The sequence below is a fragment of the Nocardiopsis sp. TRM 82005 genome, assembly GCF_056312425.1.
Genome location: NZ_JBWDTQ010000005.1, coordinates 42,088 through 63,495 on the forward strand (window position 1 = coordinate 42,088; position 21,408 = coordinate 63,495).

Sequence of the window (21,408 nt, forward strand, 5' to 3'; positions counted from 1 at the left end):
CGGTTCCGGGCGGGGAGAATCAGGAGCGGGGGCACCGCCGACGGATCCGCCCTCGGGGCGGGGACACGGCGGTGACGCGAAAGAGCCCCGGTGCGGCCGTCCTCCGCACCGGGGCGTCGCGACTCCCAGCACATGCTCGTTGGTTTCCGTCGCGCCCTGTTGGACGGTCGACCCCCTCCGGAGGTTCGCATTGGGTCAAAGGTTTTTGACCCCGCTCCGCACGCGGAGAGCAAACCACCCATGGGTAGGAGCCATACCGGCGGGTAGTCGTGTGACGGATACCACATCGGATTCCTCCCTCGATGAGGTGAGAGCACGCATGTCAACGGTCGAACCCGACACCAACGCCACTCCCGAGGTCGACGAGCGGCGGGCCCGGGCCGTGGCGGAACAGGCCAGGGAGAGCGGGTGGCGTCAGCCCAGCTTCGCCAAGGAGCTGTACCTGGGGAGATTTCGCCTGGACCTGGTCCACCCCCTGACCAGACCCGACGAGGACGCACGGCGCCGGGGCGGGGACTTCCTGGACGCCCTGCGCTCCTTCTGCGAGGGCATCGACTCCCAGCGCGTCGAACGCGAGGAGCGCATCCCCGACGAGGTCATCAACGGCCTGCGCGAACTGGGCGCCTTCGGCATGAAGATCCCCGCCGAGTACGGCGGGCTCGGGCTCAGCCAGGTCTACTACAACCGCGCCCTGACCCTGGTCGGCTCGGCGTCCCCGGCGATCGGCGCGCTGCTCTCCGCGCACCAGTCCATCGGCGTGCCGCAGCCCGTCTCCATGTTCGGCACCGAGGAGCAAAAGCGCAGGTTCCTGCCCCGCTGCGCGCGAGGGGACATCAGCGCCTTCCTGCTCACCGAACCCGACGTGGGCAGCGACCCGGCGCGGCTGCACGCCACCGCCACGCCCGCCGAGGACGGGGACGGGGACGGGTACGTGTTGGACGGCGTGAAGCTGTGGACCACCAACGGGGTGGTCGCCGACCTGCTCGTGGTCATGGCCAGGGTGCCCGAGAGCCCCGGCCACCGGGGCGGCGTCACCGCGTTCGTCGTCGAGGGCGGCTCTCCCGGGATCACCGTGGAGCGGCGCAACCGGTTCATGGGCCTGCGCGGCCTGGAGAACGGCGTCACCCGGTTGCACCGGGTACGGGTTCCGGCGGACAACCGGATCGGCAAGGAGGGGCACGGGCTACGGATCGCGCTGTCCACCCTCAACACCGGACGGCTCTCCCTGCCCGCCATGTGCGTGGGCGCGGGCAAGTGGGCGACCAAGGCCTCCCGCGAGTGGTCCCGCGAGCGCGTCCAGTGGGGCCGTCCCGTGGGCAGGCACGAGGAGGTCGCCAAGAAGATCTCCTACATCGCCGCCACCACCTACGCCATGGAGGCCATGCTGGATCTGGCCAGCCAGATGGCCGACGACAAGCGCAACGACATCCGCATCGAGGCGGCCATCGCCAAGTTGTGGGCATCAGAGCACGCATACGTCATCGCCGACGAGCTCGTGCAGATCCGCGGCGGGCGCGGCTTCGAGACCGCCGGTTCGCTGGCCGCCCGCGGCGAACGCGGCGTCCCCGCCGAGCAGGTGCTGCGCGACCTGCGCATAAACCGGATCTTCGAGGGCAGCACCGAGATCATGCACCTGTTGATCGCCCGAGAGGCGGTGGACGCGCACCTGTCGGTGGCCGGGGACCTCATCGACCCCGAGGCCGACCGCGCCGACCGCGCCAGGGCCTTCGCCAGGGCCAGCGGGTTCTACGCGAAGTGGCTGCCCGCACTGGCCGTCGGACAGGGCCGGGTGCCGTCGGCGTTCACCGGGTTCGGGCCGCTCGCCGCCCATCTGCGCTACGTGGAGCGCACCTGCCGCAGGCTCGCCCGGTCGACGTTCTACGGGATGTCGCGCTGGCAGGGGAGGATGGAGGTCAAACAGGGTTTCCTCGCCCGGATCGTGGACATCGGCGCGGAGCTGTTCGCGATGAGCGCGGTGGTCGTGCGCGCCCGCGACGACGTCGAGACCCGTCCCGAGCGCGGCAGCGGTCCGTTCGAACTGGCCGACGTGTTCTGCCGCCAGTCGCGGCTGCGGATCGACACCCTCTTCGAGGGGCTGTGGTCCAACACCGACACCGTGGACGGCAAGCTGTCCCGGCGCCTGATGGACGACGCCTACACGTGGCTGGAGGAGGGCGTCGTCGACCCCTCCCTGCCCGGACCGCTGATATCCCCGACCGTTCCCGGACCGTCGAAGGAGGAGAACCAGCACCGGCGCATGGGCTGATCCCGGCGGCTCCGGACTGTCGGGGTCGGGGGCTACGGTGGCAGGATGGCTGAACCGCACCCCCGCCGCGACGCGGACCTCTCCCTCTCCCAGGCACGTCGGATCGCGCTCGCCGCCCAAGGTTTCGACGATCCCAGGCCCCGGGGCAAGCCGACCCTCGCCCACCTGGCACGGGTGATGCGGCGGGTGGGCCTCCTACAGATCGACAGCGTGAACGTGCTCGCGCGCAGCCAGTACCTGCCGGTCTTCGCACGCATGGGCGCCTACGACACCGCGCTGCTGGACCGGGCCGCCACCACCGCTGCCGGTTCCGGTGCGGCCCGACTGGTGGAGTGCTGGGCGCACGAGGCCAGCCTGGTACCGCCGTCCACCCGCCAGCTGATGCGCTACCGGATGGACCGCAACCGCGCTCAGACCCGGGTGGGGTGGATGAACGGTATCCGGGAGGAGAGGCCGGAGCTGATCAAGGCGGCCTACGAGGAGGTGGCGCGGATCGGCCCGGCCACCTCCCGCGAGGTGGAGGCGGCCCTGTCACACGACCTGCCGCGCGTGAAGGACCACTGGGGCTGGAACTGGTCCGAGGTCAAGAAGTGCCTGGAGTACCTGTTCTGGATCGGCGACCTGGCCTCCAACGGGCGCAACGTCCAGTTCGAGCGCCTCTACGACCTGACCGAGCGTGTACTGCCGCCGGAGGCGCGGGCCACACCGCAGCCCGCGCCGGAGGAGGCGCACCGGGAGCTGGTCTCGATCGCGGCCCGCACCCACGGGGTGGCCACCGAGGCGTGCCTGCGCGACTACTTCCGCCTGAGGCCCGCCGAGTCCAGGGCGGCCGTCACCGATCTGGTGGACTCCGGTGAGCTGGTTCCGGTGCGGGTGCGGGGCTGGGAGCGCACCGCCTACCTGCACAGGGACGCCAGGGTTCCGCGGAGGACGCGGGCGCGGGCGCTGCTGAGCCCGTTCGACTCGCTGGTGTGGACGCGCGGCCGCACGGAGGAGCTTTTCGGTTTCCGCTACCGGCTGGAGATCTACGTGCCCGCCGCCAAGCGCGTGCACGGTTACTACGTGCTGCCGTTCCTGCTGGGCGAGGACCTGGTGGCGCGGGTGGACCTCAAGGCGGACCGCAGGTCCCAGACCCTGCTGGTACAGCGGGTCACCCTGGAGGAGGACGCACCCGCCGCGACCATGTCCGAGCTGGCCGAGCAGCTGGAGGAGATGGCCGGCTGGCTGGGCCTGGCGAACGGCGTCGGCGGCCCGGCGTTCGGTCCCCGCTCGGTGGGATGAGTCCGCTCCGGGGGCGGTTCGGGACGGCGGGCCTACGGCGTTCGGCGCCTCGGCGCGGCCCTGGGGAGGGCACCTCCTCCGCGTTGCGCCCCGGCCGTACCCTGCGACCGATTTCGGAGACGGCACTGGCTGACCTGCGGTCCGGCTTCTCGGGTGCGGTGCTCTCCCCCGACGACGACGGCTACGAGGAAGCGACCGTCCTCTTCAACTCGATGATCAACCTGCGTCCCGGCGCGGTCGCCCAGTACGCGACCGTGGACGACGTGCGGCGCGCCGTCCTCTGCGCGCGGGAGGAGGACGCGGAGATCGCGGTGCGCGGCGGAGGGCACAGCGTGGCGGGCATGTCGCTGACCGACGGTGGGATGGTCGTCGACCTGCGCGGGATGAACGGCGTGACCGTCGACCCCGAGGCGATGGAGGTCAGGGGCGGCGGCGGCGCTCTGATGGGCGACATGGACGCGGCCACGGAACCCTTCGGCCTGGTGACCGCCGGGGGCCGGGTGTCCACCACCGGGGTGAGCGGCTTCACGCCCGGCGGCGGCTCGGGCTGGCTGGAGCGTAGGTTCGGTCTGGCCTGCGACAACCTCCTGGGCGTCGACATGGTCACCGCGGACGGGGAACCGCTGCACACGTCCGCCGAGGAGGATCCGGAGCTGTTCTGGGCGCTGCACGGTGGTGGCGGAAACTTCGGCGCGGCCACGGAGTTGAGCTTCCGGCTGCGTCCCCTGCCGGAGTTCTCCCTGGGCCTGCTGGTGTTCCAGCCGCGGAGGGCCCCGAGGTGGCCCGCGCCTGGCGTGACCTCATGGAGACGGCCCCGGACGAAGCCGTGGGCGTGTTCTGCGCCCAGTCGGAGGGCATCCTCGTCCCCTCGCCGACGACGCACATCCTCTTCCCCTTCGGTGGGGCGATGGCGCGGACCAAGGTCGACTACCCGGTCCCCTGGCGCTTCTCCGGATGGGGTGTCCACCCCCTGGCCATGTGGGAGGACCCCGCCGACGACGCCCGCGCCCGCGCGTGGGTGAGGGGGATCCGAGAGGACATGCGCCCCTGGGCGACGGGGGACGTGTACCTGAACTTCACCGCCGACGAAGGACACGAGCGCGTCGTCTCCGGCCTGGGCTCGGACAACTACCAGCGGCTCAGCGCGGTCAAGACGAGGCTCGACCCGGAGAACGTGTTCCACCGCAACCACAACATCCATCCGGCGATGGCGATGCCCTCCGCATCGGCTCCACGACCCAGGAGGGGCTGACCCGGAGCGGGGCGAAGCCCCCACCGCGACGGAGGAAAGCCCATGTGCCCGCACGCGAGCACATGGGCAACAGTCCGGTCGAGCTAGACGCGCTCGATGATGGTGGTGTTGGCCTGGCCGCCTCCCTCGCACATGGTCTGGAGACCGTAACGGCCACCGGTGCGGTGCAGCTCGTTGACCAGCTTGGTCATGAGGACGGTGCCGGTGGCGCCCAGCGGGTGGCCCAGGGCGATGGCACCGCCGTTGGGGTTGACCTTGTCGGGGTCGGCGCCCAGCTCCTGGATCCAGGACATCGGCACCGGGGCGAACGCCTCGTTGATCTCGGTGACGTCGATGTCGCCGATGCCCAGGCCGGCCTTCTCCAGAGCGATCCTCGTCGCCGGGATGGGGGCGGTGAGCATGTACACGGGGTCGTCGCCGACCAGCGACAACTGCACGACCCTGGCCAGCGGGGTCAGGCCGTGCTGCTTGACGGCCCGCTCGGAGGCGATGAGCACCGCGCTCGCACCGACCGAGACCTGGCTGGCGACGGCCGCGGTGAGCTCCCAGTCCTCGCGCAGCGGCTTCAGGCCCGCCATCTTCTCCAGGGTGGTGTCGGGGCGCACGCCCTCGTCGCGCTCGACCCCGGCCAGGGGGGCGACCTGGTCGTCGAAGTAGCCCGCCTCCAGGGCCCTGGCTGCGCGCTGGTGGCTCTCCAGCGCGAACTCCTCCAGCTGCTCGCGCTTGAAGCCCCACTTCTCGCACATGAGCTGTGCGCCGCGGAACTGGGAGATCTCCTGGAGACCGTAGCGCTCGACCCAGCCGTCGCCGTACAGGCCGAGACCGTTGTCGATGGCGTACTGGACGTTGGCGCCCATGGGGACCATGCCCATGTTCTCCACGCCGGAGGCCACGACCAGGTCCTGGGTACCGGACATGACGCCCTGGGCGGCGAAGTGCACGGCCTGCTGCGAGGAGCCGCACTGGCGGTCGATGGTGACACCGGGAACGGACTCGGGAAGGCCCGCGGAGAGCCAGGCGGTCCGGGCGAGGTCGAGCGCCTGCGGTCCGACCTGGCTGACGCAGCCCATGATGACGTCCTCGACCGCGGCCGGGTCGACCCCGGTGCGGGTGACGAGCTCCTTGAGCACGTGCGCTCCCAGGTCCGCCGAATGCACGGCGGCCAAGGCGCCCTTCCTGGTACCGACCGGGGTACGTACTGCGTCGACGATGTATGCCTCAGCCACGGGATCCTCCAAAGGCCTGGGTGACGGTCATGAACCGAACTGTATTCGGTTTCCTCGATACGGCAAGACCCCGCCCCCGGGAGAACACGGGTGCGCCGGTCGTCCACAGGCCGAAGGCCCCCGTGGCGGCGCGTGGCGCGGAGTGCGAACCTGAGTAGAAAGGCTGGGAAGGGGGACCTCGCTCCCCTCCCCTCGGCCTGCCCTCACGTGCGGTGGGGCCCGCCCTCCAGCCGCGCGGCGTCGCCCTCGTCGCCCAGGATCTGGGTGGTGATCCGTTCCAGGGCGGCCACCACCTCGGGGTGCTCCTCGGGCCCGTAGTCGGCCAACAGCGAGCGCAGCGCGGTGCGCTGGGCCTCGAACACCGTCCGTGCGGCGTACGCACCGCGTCGGTTCAGCGTCCAGGGCTCCCCCTCGCCGGTGAGGTAGTCCGCTTCGAGAAGCTCCTGGTGCACCGGCTCCCAGTAATCCTCGGACAACCCGGACATCTCCACCAGCTCAGCACACGTCAGCGGCCCGGTCACGCCCAGATGGCTGAGCACCCAGCACGCGCGGGGCGAGACCTCCAGGCCCGCCGCCTCGCGCAGGCGCCCGTACATCTCGTCGGCGCCCTCCTGGCCGCAGGCCCGGAACACCTCCTTCTCCACGTGCGCGATGGCGCTGCGGCTCCCCGCGGCCACCGGCGGGATGGACTCGTCCAGGTCCGGGGAGTCGATGGTGGTACGCAGCGGGACCTGCCGCAGGAACAGCGCCAGCACGAACCCGGACAGGGCGACCGGCACCGCCCACAGGAACACGGTGTCCACGGCGTCCGCGTAGGCCTGGAGAAACGACGCCTGCGCCTCCGGTGGCAGCTGGTCCAGGCTGCGCGGATCCCTCTCCAGCGCGGACGGGTCCACGCCGGGCGGCAGCTGGATCCGTCCGGCCCGCGCGGCCAGGTTGGCGCTCAGCTGTCCGGCGAAGATCGCTCCGAACACAGCCGTGCCGAACGATCCGCCGATGGACCGGAAGAACGTCGCCGACGATGTGGCCACCCCCAGGTTGGCGTAGCTGGCGGCGTTCTGCACCACCACGACCACCACCTGCATCACCAGGCCCAGGCCCACGCCGAGGACGAAGAAGTACAGCCCCATCTCCGTCTGGGAGCTCTGCGGCCCCATGCGGGAGAGCAGGAACAGGCCGAGGGAGGTCACCGCCATCCCCGCCACCGGGTAGATCTTGTAGTGGCCGGTCCGGGTGACCAGGCGTCCGCTGGTGATCGAGGTCAGGAACAGGCCCAGCACCATCGGCAGCAGATGCAGCCCCGAGGCCGTGGGCGACATGCCGTGCACGATCTGGAGGAACAGCGGCAGGAACGCCATCGACCCCATCATCGCGAAGCCCACGCAGAGACCGATCGCCATGGCCACCACGATGGTCGGATCCCGGAACAGGCTCAGCGGCATGACCGGGTCCGGCGCCCGTCTCGCGGACAGCCACCAGCCCGTGCCGAGCACCGCGGCCGCGACCATCAGCCCGCTGACCTGGGGCGACGACCACGGGTAGATGCTGCCGCCCCACGAGGCGACCAGGGTCAGGCAGATCGCGGTGGCGGCCAGCAGCACGATCCCGAAGTAGTCGATGCTCTGTCGGCCGGTCGGCTGGCGGCGCGGCAGTACCGCGAACACCGTCGCGAAGGCCAGGATCCCCAGCGGCAGGTTGACGTAGAACACCCACCGCCAGGACAGGTGGTCGACGAACAGTCCGCCGAGCAGCGGACCGGCCACGCTGGAGATCCCGAACACCGCACCGAACAGCCCCTGGTACTTGCCGCGTTCCCTGGGCGAGACCACGTCGCCGATGATGGCGGAGGCGAGCACCATGAGCCCTCCGCCGCCGATGCCCTGAAGACCTCGGAAGAGAATGAGCTGGAGCATGTCCTGGGCGGTCCCGCACAGAGCCGAGCCGGCCACGAAGACGGCGATACAGGCCAGGAAGAGCGGTTTGCGGCCGAACTGGTCGCCGAGCTTGCCCCACAGCGGCGTGACGGCGGTTACCGCGAGCAGGTAGGCGGTGATCACCCACGACAGGTGGTTGAGACCGCCGAGGTCGGACACGATCGTCGGCAGCGCGGTGGACACGATCGTCTGGTCCAGGGCCGCCAGCAACACGGTGAGCATGAGCGCGGCCATGATGACCGCGATCCTGCTGCCTTGGTGCTCCCGGCGCTCCCGGCGCTCGGACTCGTGCTGAACCATCGTCCTCCCTCCCGGAGCGGACCGGCCCGCGAACCCTCCGGCCACGATCTGCCGGCTCCGGTCCCGACGCCACCACCCGCCACCCTAGGAAGCCACCGCGACGGCACCCGTGGGGAACCGCCGGGCGGGCCCCACGGGCACGGGAACTTTGCCCCGGCTTGGAGCGCCCCCTTCAAAACCGAATGCGATTCGGTTACTGTGGCCGCATCCAGTGATCCACGACACCCCGGAGCAGAGCATGAAGCGGGAACTCTTCGACACCGACCACGACCTCTTCCGCGAATCGGTGGCCGAGTTCCTCAAGCGCGAGGTCGTGCCCTTCCACGCGCGGTGGGAGGAGGACGGGATCGTCCCCCGCGGGGTGTGGGCCAAGGCGGGCGAGGTGGGGCTGCTCGGCCACGGCGTGCCCGAGGAGTACGGCGGCACCGGGATGAACGACTACCGCTACAACACCGTCGTCAACGAGGAGATCTGCCGCGCCCACGCCAGCGGCCTCGGCATCACCCTCCAGAACGACATCATGGCCCCGTACATGGTCGGCCTGACCGACGACGAGCAGAAGAAGCGCTGGCTGCCGGGGTTCGCCGGCGGCGAGCTGATCACGGCCATCGCCATGACCGAGCCCGGTGCGGGCAGCGACCTCCAGGGCATCACCACCTCGGCTGTGCGCGACGGCGACGAGTACGTCATCAACGGGTCCAAGACCTTCATCACCAACGGCGTCAACGCCGACCTGGTGATCGTGGTCGCCCAGACCGACCCCGAGGCGGGCGCGCAGGGCTTCTCCCTGATCGCGGTGGAGCGCGGCGCCCCCGGCTTCGAACGTGGCCGCAACCTCGACAAGATCGGGATGAAGGCGCAGGACACCGCCGAGTTGTTCTTCGACGACGTGCGCGTTCCGACGGCCAACCTCATCGGTCAGGAGGGCGGCGGGTTCGTCCACCTGATGGACAACCTGCCGCAGGAACGGCTGTCCATCGCCACCTGCGCGGTGGCCTCCGCCGAGTCCGTGCTCCAGCACACCATCGAGTACTGCCGAGAGCGCACCGCCTTCGGCCGTACGATTGGGCGCTTCCAGAACACCCGTTTTGTCCTGGCCGAGTTGGCCACTGAGGTGGACATCGCCCGAACGTACGTGGACCGGGGCATCGGCCTGCTCAACCGCGGTGAGCTCACCGTGGAGGACGCCGCCATGGCCAAGTGGTGGACCACCGAACTGTGCAACAAGGTGGTGGACCGTTGCCTCCAGCTTCACGGCGGGTACGGGTACATGATGGAATACCCCGTGGCACGGGCCTGGCAGGACACCCGCATCCAGACGATCTACGGCGGCACCACCGAGATCATGAAGGAGATCGTGGGGCGCGGCCTGGGACTGTGACCGCGAGATCCCCTGTTCTGGAAGGGTCGGAGCTGTCATGAGCGGTGCGTGGGACGGCCTCATCGTCATGGGCCTGCTGGCCGTGCTGCTCGTGATCGGCGTGCGCAAGCTCCGACCCAAGGTCCACATCCCGTGGACGACCGGCGGGATCGTGGTCTTCTTCGTCTTCGTGTGCCTGCTGCTGTGGGCCTGGTCCTGGCGCTAGCGCTGCGCCCAAGGACCTTCACCGGATGATCTTGCCTCCAGTGGCACTGTCGGCGGTCGAGAATGCCACCGGGGGCAAGATCATCGCTGTCGAGCGCCCTCACGGGGGCTGAGGGGTTACTCCCCGTCGTCCTTCTCGGCTTCCCCGGCCTCGTCGTCGGAGTGCATGGGCATCTCGAACCAGACCGCCTTGCCGTCCGGGGTCGGGCGCGACCCCCACCGGCTGGCCAGCTGCTCGACCAGGTACAGGCCCCGTCCGCCCTCGTCGTCGGCGGCCGCGCTGCGGATCCGGGGCAGCCGCAGGTCGTTGTCGAAGACCTCCACCCACACCGCGGACGCCCCGCGCCGCAACCGGAGCAGGAACTCCTTGTCCTCGGCGTTCTCGGCGGGCCCGTCCTCCTCCGACACGGCCTCCAGCAGGTCCGTCCAGTCCTCGTCGAACTCGTCGGCCATCCCCCCGGCGCCGGGCGCGAGCTCCGAGTCCATCACTCCGGCACCGGTGAACTCGCGATGCACCGGGTGCGGGGTGGCGTGGATGACGACGTTGGTGACGATCTCCGAGACCAGCAGACAGGCCAACTCGGCCTGGTCGCGGTCCATCCCCCACTCGTCGAAGGTGCTGGCCGCCAGATGGCGTGCCTCGCCCACGGTGGAGGCCTCCGAACGGAACCAGCCCTCGCGCAGCGCGAGGGCCTCGGAGTGGGTACGCACGACCAGCAGCGCGGTGTCGTCGTCCAGCTCGCCGGGAACGCTGTGTACGGCCGCCTCGGCGATCTGGTCCACGTCCTTGTCAGCGACCTCGGACACCCGCTCGGCCAACCATTCCAGCGCTCGCTCGGGGTCGGCTCTGCCGCCCACCGGCCGCCGGTCCATGAGGCCGTCGGTATAGAGCACCAGGGTGGCGCCGGTGGGCAGGCGCAGGTCGGCCTGGTGGTAGACCACGTCCTCGCCCGATCCGCCCTTGGCGCGCACGCCCAGCATGCGGTCGGTGACCTCCAGGTCGAGCTTCTCCACCGACTCGGAGGTGACCAACAGCGGCGGGGCGTGCCCGGCGTTGGCGTAGGACAGCTCGCGCGACCAGGCGTCGTAGACCATATACAGGCAGCTGACGCTGGGGATCCAGGTGCCGCCGTCCTCCTCGTCCTCCTGACCGAGCTGGCGGACCCATTCGTCGAGTTCGCGCAGGATGTCGGCGGGCTCGCGGTCGGCCTGGGCGAAGGCGCGCAGCGCGGCGCGCAGCTGGCCCATGACGGCGGCGGCGTGTGGGCCCCGGCCCTCGACGTCGCCGATGACCAGGCCGACGCGCCCGGCCGAGAGCGGAATGGCGTCGTAGAAGTCGCCGCCCACCTGGGTCTGGACACCGTGCCCGTGCGCCTGGAGCGGCCCGGCGGGCAGGTAGCGGTGGGCGACGGTCAACCCGTCCAGGGAGGGCAGGTTGCTGGGCAGCAGACTGCGTTGGAAGGCGAGCGCGGTGCTGCGCTCCTCCTCGAACAGGCGGGCGTTGTCGATGGCCAGGGCCACCCGGGAGGCGACGGCGCCGACGAGGTCGCGGTCGAACCCGCCATAGGTGTTCTTCTGTCGCGGGGAGAGGCCGGAGAGGGCCAGGGTGAGCACCCCGAGCACCTCGCCGCGGGCCCGCAGCGGTGCGGCGATGGCGGAGGTGACGCCGACCTGGCGGGAGACGTGGTCGGACCGGGTGCTGGGCGAGCTTTCCAGCAGGTACTCGCTGCTGACCACCGTCTCCAGCCGGCGCAGTGCCTGGGTGACGAAGTGGCGTTCGGGGTAGCGGACCTCGTCTCCGACCTCGAACCACGTTCGTGCCGGGGGCGTCCACCCCTCGGCGTGCATCGACACCTGTCTGATCAGGTGGTCGTGGTCGTAGAGGTCGATGAAGCAGTGGTCGGCGAACTGGGGGACGAGGATACCGGCCACGCCCCTGACCGTGGAGTCGAACTCCAGCGAACTCGCCAGGTGGCTGCCGATCCGCTCCAGCAGGCCGTACTGCTCCTCCACCCGGCCGCTGCGCAGTGCCTCTCGGGCGATGAGGGTGATGCCGTCCACCTCGCCGGACTCACCGCGCATGGGTACGGCCTGGGCACGCACGTGGATCCACGTGGAGTCGCCCTTGAGCACGGCGAAGGTACCCTCCCACGGCTCGCCGCGCAGGACCCGGCGGGCCAGCTGGGAGGCATGCTCGCGGTCCGACTCGTGGACACCGATGTCGAGCAGGGAGAGTCCGACGTAGTCGCGGCCGTCCACGAAGCCGAAGAGTTCGCGCGCGAACGGGTTCCAGTAGCGCAGCAGGCTGAAACGGTCGATGACGACGATGGCGATCTGCGCCTGGTCCACCACTGCGGCCGTCGCGAGCGCGTCGCTCTCCCGGAAGGGCTCACCCCACCGTGTCATCTAGCCGCCACCTCGCCGTCATGAGCTGCACACATGCCCGCTCCGGGTACCCCGAACGACCGCACCTTGGGGCGAGCGTAGCAACACCGTCAACGTTCCCGCAGCGCAATGTGACAATCCTGATGAGCAACCAATCAACGTGTCCGTATGGTTCACGGCTTGGCGACGAAGATGTGCCCGGCGACGAGCGCCGAGAGTTCGGTCCCCCCGGATTCCTCGTCGATCACGCGTACCCCGTCGTCAGAGGCGCGCAACACCACTTCCTGCCCCGGTTGTACCCCGGATTCGCGCAAGGTGAGCATGATGTCGGCGTCTGACTGGATCTGTTCACTGATGCGACGCACCGTGGCGGTGGTCTCGCTGTTGCCCGCGACGTCGATCATCGGAACGATGGAGTCGTCGGTGAAGGGCTCGGGAGCGTAGTCCTCCAGGCCCAGCTCGTCCAGGCCCGGGATCGGGTTGCCGTGCGGGCACACCGAGGGCGCGTTGAGCAGTGTCACCAGCCGCTCCTCCACCGCCTCGGAGATGACGTGCTCCCAGCGGCAGGCCTCGATGTGCACGTCCTCCCAGGGAAGGCCGATGACATCGACGAGCAGGCGCTCGGCGAGCCGGTGCTTGCGCATGACGTGGGTGGCCAGGCGCCGTCCCTCGGCGGTCATGACGAGGTGCCTGTCGTTCTCGACCCGCAGCAGGCCGTCGCGTTCCATGCGGGCCACGGTCTGGCTCACCGTGGGACCGCTCTGGTGCAGGCGTTCGGCGATACGGGCACGAAGCGGGACGATCCCTTCCTCTTCGAGCTCGAAGACCGTACGGAGGTACATCTCCGTGGTGTCGATCAGCCCGTGTGCGGTCAAGTCTCCCCTCCCAAGGCTCTGTGCCCGGCGCGCGGTCACGACGGGCACGGCGGGTCTCTCTCAACACAGGCCGGGGCGACGTGATTCCCAGGGGCCGAGTGGGGACCGGGGCGTCCGCAAGACCGCGGGAGCGACCACCGATACGACAAGCATATCGCGGCTCGGAGAGCCCGCATTTCCGTACTGCTCCGTAATGCCTCACGATGCGGCCACGTTCTTCCCCTCACGCAAGAGGCATTGGTCCCCGACCTGCCCGGACCCTTCCGGGGCAGAGCCGTGCACTCCGCGTTCCAACAGGGAATCCGCCCGAGAAAGCCGGGTGAGGACCACTCCAGCGCCCCCGGATCAGGGCGCGAGGCGGTCGATCCCCCAGGTGCCGTCTTCGCCCCGAAGGTAGCGGAACCGGTCATGCATGCGGTCAGCGCCACCCTGCCAGAACTCCACCTCGCTGGGCACCAGTCGGAACCCGCCCCAGTAGGCGGGCCGAGGGATCTCCTCCTCGGCAGTCCACACCGTATCGAACTCCCGGTAGAGCCGGTCGAGGTCAGCGCGGTCGGCCACCGGCTGCGACTGGCGCTCGCTGGCCCAGGCCCCCAGTTGCGAGCCGCGCGGGCGCGAGGCGAAGTAGCGGTCGTTCTCCTCGTCGCTGAGGCGCTCCGCGCGCCCCGCCACCAGAACCTGCCGCCGGATCGCGTGCCAGGGAAAGACGACGCTGGCCCGGGGGTCGGCCTCCAGGGCCTGCCCCTTGCGCGAGGTGTAGTTGGTGAAGAATCGCAGGCCGGTACTGTCGTAGCCCTTCATCAGCACGGTGCGGGCGCGGGGCATGCCCGAGGGCTCCACGGAGGCCAGCACCATGGCGTTGGGCTCGGCCAGTCCGGAGCCGTAGGCCTCCTCGAACCACAGATGGAACTGTGCCATGGGGTGTTCAGCGAGGGAGGAACGTCTCAAGGGGTCACCCATGTACGGTTTCCGCAGTTCGGCGGGGTCTCGGTGGTCCACACGGGACATCCTCTCGTGCCGGATGTTCCTCACGCCACCCGAACCCTTCCGTGTGCGCCACACATGCCCGGGGTGCGCGGGAGGAGGAACTGTGACGAAGCGCCCTGGACTTCACACCCTTTCACGTGACTAATTCCAGGCCTGACCGGCGGCGTCGACACCGCCACCACTACCCTGGGGACCGTGACCGACGAGATTCAGATCCCCGCGAACCTGTTGCCCTCCGACGGCCGTTTCGGCAGTGGCCCGTCCAAAGTCCGCCCCGCGCAACTCGACGCGCTGGCTTCCTCCGGTTCCCACTACATGGGTACCTCCCACCGACAGAAGCCGGTCAAGTCCCTGGTCTCCCGGGTGCGCGTCGGTGTGAGCGACCTCTTCTCCCTGCCCGAAGGGTACGAGGTGGTCCTCGGCAACGGCGGAACCACCGCCTTCTGGGACATCGCCGCGCACGGCCTGCTGCGCAGCAAGTCCCAGCACCTGGCCTTCGGTGAGTTCTCCAGCAAGTTCGCGAAGGTCGCCAAGGGCGCCCCGTGGCTGGAGGAGCCCACCGTCATCAGCACCGATCCCGGCAGCCACGGCGAGGCCGTCGCCGAAGCCGGTGTGGACGTGTACGCCCTCACCCACAACGAGACGTCCACCGGTGTGGCCGCGCCCATCAGGCGGGTGTCGGGCGCCGACGACGACGCGCTCGTCATCGTGGACGCCACCAGCGGCGCGGGCGGCCTGCCCGTCGACATCACCGAGACCGACGTCTACTACTTCGCGCCGCAGAAGAGCTTCGCCTCCGACGGCGGCCTGTGGCTGGCCGTCATGTCGCCCAGGGCCCTGGCCCGCGTGGAGGAGATCGCCGCCAGCGGCCGGTACGTCCCGGAGTTCCTCTCGTTGGCCACCGCGGTGGCCAACTCCCGCAAGGACCAGACCTACAACACCCCGGCCGTGGCCACGCTGCTGCTGCTCGCCGAGCAGCTGGAGTGGATGAACGGCCAGGGCGGCCTGGAGTGGACGGTGGCGCGCACCGCCGAGTCCTCCTCGATCCTCTACGGGTGGGCGGAGAAGTCCCCGGTCGCGACGCCGTTCGTCACCGACCCGGCCAAGCGCTCCCAGGTGGTCGGCACCATCGACCTCAGCGACGACGTGGACGCCGCCGCCGTGGCCAGGGTGCTGCGCGCCAACGGCGTGGTCGACACCGAGCCCTACCGCAAGCTGGGCCGCAACCAGCTGCGCGTGGCCATGTTCCCGGCGGTCGAGCCGGAGGACGTGCGGGCGCTCACCGAGTGCGTGGACCACGTGCTCACCAAGCTGTCCTGAGCCGTTCGCACCACGTTGCACAATGGTGGCCGACCCGTATCCCCGGGTCGGCCACCACTTTTCTCGGCTTCTCGCTTACCAGGACGGTTCGGCTGTGCGCAGGAACAAGAAGGAACCCCCCATCAAGATCATTTCGCACCGCGGTGCGTCGGGGCACCGGCCCGAGCACACCCTGGCCTCCTACGAGCTGGGGGCCAGGCACGGCGGCGACTTCATCGAGATGGACCTGGTCGCGACCCGGGACGGAAGGCTGGTCTGCCGCCACGAACAGGAGATCGGCGGGACCACGGACGTGGCCGAGCGCCCCGAGTTCGCCGACCGGCGCACCACCCGGACCATCGACGGACGCGAGGTGACCGGGTTCTTCGCCCAGGACTTCACCCTGGAGGAGATCCGGTCCCTGCACGCGGTGGAGCGTCTACGGGACGTGCGCGAGATGAACGCCATGATGGACGGGTCCTACGGGATCCCGACCCTGGAGGAGGTCATCGATCTGGCGCTGGCGCTCACCGAGGAGCTGGGCCGCCCGGTCGGGATCTACCCCGAGACCAAGCACCCCGCCTACCACGCGGCGCAGGGCCTGGAGCTGGAGCCGGTGCTGACCGCGGCCCTGCGGGAGGCCGGGCTGGCCGGCCCCGAGCCGCGGGTGCCGGTGTTCCTACAGTCCTTCGAGGCCGAGAGCCTGCGCAAGCTGGCCGGGACGGAGCTGCCGCTGGTGTACCTGATGGGCACCGAGGAGCGCTGGCTGCACTACACCACCCCGGACGGCCTGGCGGAGGTGGCCTCCTTCGCGCACGCGATCGGCCCGGCCAAGAGCCTGGTCGTCCCCACCGACGAGAACGGATCGCTGGGCGAGCCCACCGGCCTGGTGGAGAACGCGCACGAGGCCGGGCTCCTGGTGCACCCGTACACCTTCCGCAGCGAGAACCACTTCCTGCCCGTGGGGCTGCGCTCGGACGGCGAGCCGGGCGACTACGGCGCCTTCGCCTCCGAGTACGAGGCGTTCTTCGAGGCCGGGGTGGACGGCGTGTTCACCGACTTCTCCCGGCACGCCTTCCTGGTGCGCGAGCACTTCCTGGACCCGCAGCCCGTGGAGTAACGGCCGACGGCACGGGGCACGGACGCGGGGTCCCGTGTCCGTGCCCTACTGCACGTCGAACTCGTTGCCCTCGGGGTCGCGCATGGTGACGTGCGAGGACCCGGGCTCCTCCACGGTCGCGACGACGGAGGCACCCAGCCCCTCCAGCCGTTCGACGGTCCTGTCACGGTGCTCGGGGCCCGCGCGCAGGTCGATGTGCAGGCGGTTCTTCACGCTCTTGGGCTCGGGCACGGCCTTGAAGAGCACGCGCCGCCCCATGCCGGCACCGCTGGGGCCGTCCACGGGGTCGTCGGGGTGGCGGATGGCGGCGGCCCCGATCCACGCCTTGCGCCCGTCCACCTCCGTGTAGTCGTCCTTCCCCGCCAGCCCGGCGGCGACGACGCGCTCGATGAGCGCGCTGTTGTCCTCAGGCTCGTACTCCAGCGCCGCGGCCCAGAAGCGGGCGAGGGAGATCGGTTCGGCGCAGTCCACGACGAGCTGCCATTCCACGGCCATCGCTGGCCTCCCCACTGTTCGCGCGGGATCCGCCGGACACGGCCCCGCAGGTGATTCCAGTTATAATGGTTACATGACGTGGAACACAACCGGCCTGCCCATGACCCCGCGGCACGGATCCCCCTACGTCTTCGACCCCGGGGCGCTGTGCCTGGAACTGCTCGTCACGGGAGGCCCCGGCGCGTACGCGGTCCACGAGAGCCTCCACGAGCCCCGCGACCTCGTCGGCTGGCTCGCGCTGTGCCGCCTGCGTCTGGACCCGGAGCTGGTCACCGTGACCGAGGCGGAGCTCACCGCCGCCAGGGGCCTGCGCGACGCGCTCTGGCGCACGGTCCTGGCACACGTCGGCGACGGCCCCCTGCCCCCGGATGACGTCGCCGAGGTCAACCGGGCCGCCGCCCGGCCACCGCTGGCACCGGAGATGGGCACGGGGCGTGAGCGCACCTGGGCGCTGCCCGCCAACGCCACCGCGGTGCTGTCCGCCATCGCCCGCGACGCGGTCGAGCTGTTCACCGGCCCCTTCGCCGAGCGTGTCCGCGAGTGCGGCTCGCACGACTGCCGGCTGGTCTTCGTGGACACCTCACGCCCCGGGCGCCGCCGCTGGTGCTCCATGGGCCGCTGCGGCAACCGCGCCAAGGTCCGGGCACTGCGCGCCCGCAGGGAGTCCGGGGAGCCGTCGTGACGGGGCGCCTCAGCCCCGGCGGGCCAGTACGACGATCCCGGTGATGACCAACGCGGCCACCGCGGCCCCGCCCACGATGAACGGCAGCGCTTTCCTGGCTTCCGGCCCGGCCGTGCCGCCCTCCTCCTCGGCGGACGGCTCCTCCTCCGCGACCTCCTCCACCGTCTCCTCGGCCAGGTACACGTCCTCCAGCGGGACCCTCCAGACCGACGCGTTCAGCCCTTCGCTCCCGGCCATGATCGCGGTCCCGTCGGGGGTGAAGGCGAGGGACTCTCCCTGGTCGGACTCGGGCAGGTCGAAGGAGCCGAGCGCGGGTCCGGGCACGCCGTCCGTGGAGTCGTAGACCGTGGCGCCCCAGTAGGTGCGGATCGCGTAGCGGGTACCGTCCGGGCTGAACGCGGCGTCGGTGGCGAACAGCGGCGCCGAGTCGATCCGCTCCAGCACGTTCTCGGCCTCGGTGCCCAGGGTCTCGGGCGCCGCGTACAGCCCGCCGGAGAACTCCTTGGAGACCACGTACAGCCGCCCGTCGCGGGGGTCGATCATCATCGACTCCGCGTCGCGTCCGCCGTCCTCGTAGGTGAGGGTGAACGTCGCGGGGTCGATCAACGAGTCGGTGAGCACCTCGGGCTCGGCGAACCGGTACACCCGCAAGCTGGGCCAGCTGCCGCCGAAGTTGTCGCCGATGTCGCCCACGAAGACCGACGGCGTCCCGTCGGGGCCCTCCACGACGGAGACCGCCTCCCAGTCGCGCCGTTCCAGTCCGAGGGTGATGGTGGCGAGCGTGCGCCCCTCCCCGTCGATCGCGTACACCTCGCTGGGGTGGTCGCCGCTGTCGTTGTGCGTCCACCACACGCCCTCATGGCGCAGAGAGGGCGCGATCCCGCTGGACTCGGAGATCCGGGGATCCTGGAACTCGAACGCGATCTCCGAGCCCTCGGGGCCCCGCCCTCCACGGGGGTAGTCGGCACCGTCCGTGTCGGAGGCGCTCGGCTCCTTCGGGAAGGCCGGGGCCGGGGCGGCCGGAAGCACCGCGCAGAGCGCGGCCGCGGCAAGAACGAGCGGAGTTCTCATGACCGACATCCTGCCAGGGAACCGCTCGGAGGGCTTGCACTCGGGCGGTAACGGGCACATTGGGCTTACGGAGCGCCGTAAGGAGGGCCCTCATGAGGATCGTCGCCTGCCTGAACGGGGACCGCCGTCCCGGAGCGCACCCCGCCCTGCCCGTGTCCGTGGACCAGGTGGTGACGGACGCCCACTCGGTGGTGGCGGCGGGCGCGACCGAGATCCACGTGCACCCGCGCGACCCCAGCGGCGCCGAGTCGTTGGAGCCGCAGGTGGTCGCCCCGCTGATGGAACAGTTGCGCGCCGAGGGGCCGCGGGTACCGGTGTCGTTGACCACGTCGTTGTCGGCGGAGTCCGATCCCTGGCGGCGCTATGACATGGTGCAGCGGTGGGCGGCCTCGGCACTGCCGGACTCGGTGACGGTGAACCTGCACGAGGCGGGGTCGATGGACCTGGCGCGCCTGCTGGAGGACCGCCGGATCGCGGTGGAGGCCGGGGTGTGGACGGTGGAGTCCGCGCGCATCCTCATCGCCACCGGACTGGAGCCCGCCGCGGTACTGGTGGAACCCACCCAGGTCGCGGTGGAGGACGCCCAGCGCAACGCGAACGCGATCCTGTCCCTGCTGGACCGGGCCAAGGTGAGGCGGCCACGGATGCTGCACGGGGCCGACGCCACGGCCTGGCCGGTTCTGGAGACGGCGGTCTCCGCGGGATACGACATCAGGATGGGGCTGGAGGACACCATGCGCCTGCCCGACGGAGAGGAGGCGCACGACAACGCGGCCCTGATCGCCCACGCGGTGAGCCTGGCCTCCGCCTCCGCCTGAGCCGCGCCGACCTCCGCTCATCCGGCGGGCGACCCCGGCGGCGGGATCAGTGCCTCCGAGGCCGGGTGATGCTTCCTGGGGACCGTGTCAGCCGGACTCCCCGCCCGCTCGGGCACCGTGCAGGTGCCGCTCCAGCTGGTCGCGTGTACGGGCGAGGGCGTCGATCCGTTCCCGTACCGACTGGAGCCTCTGCTCATAGAGGGCGCGGGCCTCGGCGCACTCGGGCTCGTTGGCCAGGTCCAGAGCCAGGCACCCACGCAGCTCCCGGATATCGTCCGAGGTGAGCCCGGAGGCCAGAAGCAGCCGGATGCCGCGCACCCGGTCCACCGCCTCGGGCACGTACTCCCGGTAACCGTTGGCGGCGCGCTCGGAGCTGAGCAGACCGCACTGCTCGTAGTACCTCAGTGCACGCGTGCTGACCCCGGTACGCTCGGCCAGCTCACCGATCCGCATCCCGCCTCCCGTCGACGCCTTCCTCCAGGGTAAGAGCGGGCACCGCGGAGTCCCCGCCCGTGGGAAACAGGTACACGGAGACGGCCATGACCGCGAGCGCGGCCAGTCCGGTGCCGGTGGCCGCGAACGCCACCCCGGCCCCGCCGTACCCGGAGAGCGCGGCTCCTCCGAGGGCGCCCGCCGCGGCGACGCCGGCGTAGAGCCCGCTGGTGTTGAGCGCCACCGCCTCGGTTCCCGCGTCCCCCGCCAGCCCGAGGATCCGCGCGTTCATCGGCGCGGCGAAGCCCCATGCCGAGAATCCCCACAGGGCCAGGACCGATGCGAGCAGCCACACGGGTACGGACCCCCCGCCGAGGACGCTGAGGGCGGCCAGGAGGCCGTTGGCCGCGACCAGTCCGGTGAAGGTGGCCAGCAGCATGCGGTCCGCGCCCCACCGGTCGGTGGCGCGCCCGCACAGGAGGGTGCCGACCGCTCCGCTGACTCCCGCGACGGCGATGAGCGGGGCCAGGGGCGTGCCGCCCGCACCCGTCAGATCGCGGGTGAGGGGCGTGACGTAGGTGTAGGCCATGTATCCGCAGCCCGCGCCGGTCACCGTCCCGGCGACGCAGGCCAGCACCGCCGGCCTGCCGAGCTGGCGCAGCTGCTGGCCGACGCCGGCCTGCCCGGCCCCCGGCAGGCCGGGCAGCAGGAGGGCGGAGGCGGCGAGCACCGCGAGGGAGAACAGGGCGACGAAGACGAAGGCGGAGCGCCAGCCGAACGCCGAGCCGAGAAGGGTGCCGACCGGCACGCCGATGAACAGCGAGGCCGTGAGCCCCGCGACCACCGCGCCCATGGCGCGACCGGTCCGCTCGGGCGCGGAGAGCCTGGCCGCCATGGAGAAGGCCGCCGGGGTGACTGTGGCGGCGACGAGCGCGGTGAACACGCGCAGGGCCATCAGGACGGGGTAGGAGGGCGCCAGAGCGGTGGCCAGGTTGGCCGCCGCGAAGACCGCCAGTCCACCGAGGACGAGGGGCCTGCGCGGCAACCGCGCGGTCGCCACGGCCAGCGGCGGCGCGGCCACGGCGTAGGTGAGGGAGAAGACCGTCACCAGCTGCCCTGCCGCGGGGAGGCCGACGTCCAGGCCGCGGGCGATGTCGGGCAGGAGCCCGGCGATGACGAGGTCGTCGGTGCCGATGGCGAAGGTGGTCAGCATGAGGCACACGAGCCATCCGGAGCCCCGTGCGCGACCGGTCCCGGTCATGGAGGAGATCATGGCGGCACGCTAGAACCCTGACGCTGGCGTCAAGGTCAAGCGCGCGCGGGAAGAGGGGTGCCCGGCGGCCGGGATCAGCCGAGGAGGGAGCCCAGGACCACGAGGAGCATGATGGAGCCCAGTACCA

General features: G+C 70.8%; 19 protein-coding genes. 10 read left to right on the forward strand and 9 right to left on the reverse strand.

All coding sequences use genetic code 11. The features are described from left to right. Nucleotides 1-319 precede the first annotated feature (319 nt). From AC0T5L_RS02675 to AC0T5L_RS02690, 4 genes are read left to right on the forward strand one after another with little or no spacing between them, the layout of a single operon-like run. Nucleotides 320-2,266, forward strand: coding sequence for an acyl-CoA dehydrogenase family protein (locus AC0T5L_RS02675; protein WP_476163721.1), 1,947 nt, complete (start codon nt 320-322; stop codon nt 2,264-2,266). Between the two features lie 45 nt (nt 2,267-2,311). Continuing rightward, entirely contained in the window at nt 2,312-3,547 is a 1,236-nt protein-coding gene (locus AC0T5L_RS02680) for a winged helix-turn-helix domain-containing protein (RefSeq protein WP_476163722.1), read from the forward strand. Then, complete coding sequence (locus AC0T5L_RS02685; protein ID WP_476163723.1) at nt 3,544-4,569, forward strand: FAD-binding oxidoreductase; 1,026 nt, start codon at nt 3,544-3,546, stop codon at nt 4,567-4,569. The genes AC0T5L_RS02680 and AC0T5L_RS02685 overlap by 4 nt, the downstream gene beginning before the upstream one ends. A gap of 17 nt (nt 4,570-4,586) precedes the next feature. After that, a complete protein-coding gene (locus AC0T5L_RS02690; protein WP_476163724.1) occupies nt 4,587-4,799 on the forward strand; it encodes a BBE domain-containing protein in 213 nt (70 codons plus the stop codon). A gap of 83 nt (nt 4,800-4,882) precedes the next feature. Here AC0T5L_RS02690 and AC0T5L_RS02695 read toward each other — a convergent pair whose 3' ends face one another. Continuing rightward, a complete protein-coding gene (locus tag AC0T5L_RS02695; protein WP_476163725.1) occupies nt 4,883-6,025 on the reverse strand; it encodes an acetyl-CoA C-acetyltransferase in 1,143 nt (380 codons plus the stop codon). Between the two features lie 203 nt (nt 6,026-6,228). Next, nucleotides 6,229-8,259, reverse strand: coding sequence for an MDR family MFS transporter (locus tag AC0T5L_RS02700; protein WP_476163726.1), 2,031 nt, complete (start codon nt 8,257-8,259; stop codon nt 6,229-6,231). A gap of 238 nt (nt 8,260-8,497) precedes the next feature. On the opposite strand from AC0T5L_RS02700, the gene AC0T5L_RS02705 reads away from it, so the two are divergent. Continuing rightward, a complete protein-coding gene (locus AC0T5L_RS02705) occupies nt 8,498-9,640 on the forward strand; it encodes an acyl-CoA dehydrogenase family protein (protein ID WP_476163727.1) in 1,143 nt (380 codons plus the stop codon). A gap of 37 nt (nt 9,641-9,677) precedes the next feature. Next, nucleotides 9,678-9,845, forward strand: a complete 168-nt coding sequence (locus AC0T5L_RS02710) for a hypothetical protein (protein WP_476163728.1) — start codon at nt 9,678-9,680, stop codon at nt 9,843-9,845. A 116-nt stretch (nt 9,846-9,961) separates the two neighbouring features. Here AC0T5L_RS02710 and AC0T5L_RS02715 read toward each other — a convergent pair whose 3' ends face one another. The 3 genes from AC0T5L_RS02715 to pdxH form a co-directional block, all read right to left on the reverse strand. Next, nucleotides 9,962-12,250: a SpoIIE family protein phosphatase gene (locus AC0T5L_RS02715; RefSeq protein WP_476163729.1), complete on the reverse strand. Its 2,289-nt coding sequence runs from the start codon at nt 12,248-12,250 to the stop codon at nt 9,962-9,964. 152 nt (nt 12,251-12,402) lie between these two features. Beyond that, nucleotides 12,403-13,104, reverse strand: a complete 702-nt coding sequence (locus tag AC0T5L_RS02720; RefSeq protein ID WP_476163730.1) for an iron-dependent transcriptional repressor DtxR — start codon at nt 13,102-13,104, stop codon at nt 12,403-12,405. A gap of 345 nt (nt 13,105-13,449) precedes the next feature. Then, nucleotides 13,450-14,103 carry a pyridoxamine 5'-phosphate oxidase gene (gene pdxH / locus AC0T5L_RS02725; protein WP_476163731.1) on the reverse strand — a complete coding sequence of 218 codons (654 nt, stop codon included), beginning with the start codon at nt 14,101-14,103 and terminating at the stop codon, nt 13,450-13,452. 183 nt (nt 14,104-14,286) lie between these two features. Between pdxH and serC the strand changes: the two genes are divergently transcribed. Continuing rightward, complete coding sequence (gene serC / locus AC0T5L_RS02730; RefSeq protein WP_476163732.1) at nt 14,287-15,411, forward strand: phosphoserine transaminase; 1,125 nt, start codon at nt 14,287-14,289, stop codon at nt 15,409-15,411. 94 nt (nt 15,412-15,505) lie between these two features. Beyond that, nucleotides 15,506-16,510 (forward strand): glycerophosphodiester phosphodiesterase family protein, encoded by a 1,005-nt coding sequence (locus AC0T5L_RS02735; RefSeq protein WP_476163733.1) that lies wholly within the window; start codon nt 15,506-15,508, stop codon nt 16,508-16,510. Between the two features lie 45 nt (nt 16,511-16,555). Here the strand turns inward: AC0T5L_RS02735 and AC0T5L_RS02740 are convergent, their stop codons facing one another. Then, nucleotides 16,556-17,005, reverse strand: coding sequence for a VOC family protein (locus AC0T5L_RS02740; protein WP_476163734.1), 450 nt, complete (start codon nt 17,003-17,005; stop codon nt 16,556-16,558). 73 nt (nt 17,006-17,078) lie between these two features. Between AC0T5L_RS02740 and AC0T5L_RS02745 the strand changes: the two genes are divergently transcribed. Further along, nucleotides 17,079-17,687: a CGNR zinc finger domain-containing protein gene (locus AC0T5L_RS02745; RefSeq protein WP_476163735.1), complete on the forward strand. Its 609-nt coding sequence runs from the start codon at nt 17,079-17,081 to the stop codon at nt 17,685-17,687. Between the two features lie 9 nt (nt 17,688-17,696). On the opposite strand, the gene AC0T5L_RS02750 is transcribed toward AC0T5L_RS02745, so the two are convergent. Beyond that, a complete protein-coding gene (locus AC0T5L_RS02750) occupies nt 17,697-18,758 on the reverse strand; it encodes a hypothetical protein (RefSeq protein ID WP_476163736.1) in 1,062 nt (353 codons plus the stop codon). Nucleotides 18,759-18,850: 92 nt separating this feature from the next. Between AC0T5L_RS02750 and AC0T5L_RS02755 the strand changes: the two genes are divergently transcribed. After that, the gene (locus AC0T5L_RS02755; RefSeq protein ID WP_476163737.1) at nt 18,851-19,576 is read left to right on the forward strand and encodes a 3-keto-5-aminohexanoate cleavage protein; all 726 of its coding nucleotides are present in this window, start codon (nt 18,851-18,853) and stop codon (nt 19,574-19,576) included. 87 nt (nt 19,577-19,663) lie between these two features. Here the strand turns inward: AC0T5L_RS02755 and AC0T5L_RS02760 are convergent, their stop codons facing one another. Both AC0T5L_RS02760 and AC0T5L_RS02765 read right to left on the reverse strand, forming a co-directional pair. Continuing rightward, the gene (locus tag AC0T5L_RS02760; protein WP_476163738.1) at nt 19,664-20,029 is read right to left on the reverse strand and encodes a MerR family transcriptional regulator; all 366 of its coding nucleotides are present in this window, start codon (nt 20,027-20,029) and stop codon (nt 19,664-19,666) included. Next, nucleotides 20,016-21,281 carry an MFS transporter gene (locus AC0T5L_RS02765; protein ID WP_476163739.1) on the reverse strand — a complete coding sequence of 422 codons (1,266 nt, stop codon included), beginning with the start codon at nt 21,279-21,281 and terminating at the stop codon, nt 20,016-20,018. The genes AC0T5L_RS02760 and AC0T5L_RS02765 overlap by 14 nt, the downstream gene beginning before the upstream one ends. Nucleotides 21,282-21,408: the final 127 nt, after the last annotated feature.

Bases quoted from the DNA above. Each gene is read 5' to 3' on its own strand.
- AC0T5L_RS02765 (WP_476163739.1), bottom strand. From the start codon at position 21,281: ATGATCTCCTCCATGACCGGGACCGGTCGCGCACGGGGCTCCGGATGG.
- AC0T5L_RS02715 (WP_476163729.1), bottom strand. From the start codon at position 12,250: ATGACACGGTGGGGTGAGCCCTTCCGGGAGAGCGACGCGCTCGCGACG.
- AC0T5L_RS02750 (WP_476163736.1), bottom strand. From the start codon at position 18,758: ATGAGAACTCCGCTCGTTCTTGCCGCGGCCGCGCTCTGCGCGGTGCTT.
- AC0T5L_RS02685 (WP_476163723.1), top strand. From the start codon at position 3,544: ATGAGTCCGCTCCGGGGGCGGTTCGGGACGGCGGGCCTACGGCGTTCG.
- AC0T5L_RS02710 (WP_476163728.1), top strand. From the start codon at position 9,678: ATGAGCGGTGCGTGGGACGGCCTCATCGTCATGGGCCTGCTGGCCGTG.
- AC0T5L_RS02705 (WP_476163727.1), top strand. From the start codon at position 8,498: ATGAAGCGGGAACTCTTCGACACCGACCACGACCTCTTCCGCGAATCG.
- AC0T5L_RS02680 (WP_476163722.1), top strand. From the start codon at position 2,312: ATGGCTGAACCGCACCCCCGCCGCGACGCGGACCTCTCCCTCTCCCAG.
- AC0T5L_RS02745 (WP_476163735.1), top strand. From the start codon at position 17,079: ATGACGTGGAACACAACCGGCCTGCCCATGACCCCGCGGCACGGATCC.
- AC0T5L_RS02740 (WP_476163734.1), bottom strand. From the start codon at position 17,005: ATGGCCGTGGAATGGCAGCTCGTCGTGGACTGCGCCGAACCGATCTCC.
- AC0T5L_RS02760 (WP_476163738.1), bottom strand. From the start codon at position 20,029: ATGCGGATCGGTGAGCTGGCCGAGCGTACCGGGGTCAGCACGCGTGCA.
- AC0T5L_RS02675 (WP_476163721.1), top strand. From the start codon at position 320: ATGTCAACGGTCGAACCCGACACCAACGCCACTCCCGAGGTCGACGAG.
- AC0T5L_RS02755 (WP_476163737.1), top strand. From the start codon at position 18,851: ATGAGGATCGTCGCCTGCCTGAACGGGGACCGCCGTCCCGGAGCGCAC.
- AC0T5L_RS02700 (WP_476163726.1), bottom strand. From the start codon at position 8,259: ATGGTTCAGCACGAGTCCGAGCGCCGGGAGCGCCGGGAGCACCAAGGC.
- AC0T5L_RS02690 (WP_476163724.1), top strand. From the start codon at position 4,587: ATGCGCCCCTGGGCGACGGGGGACGTGTACCTGAACTTCACCGCCGAC.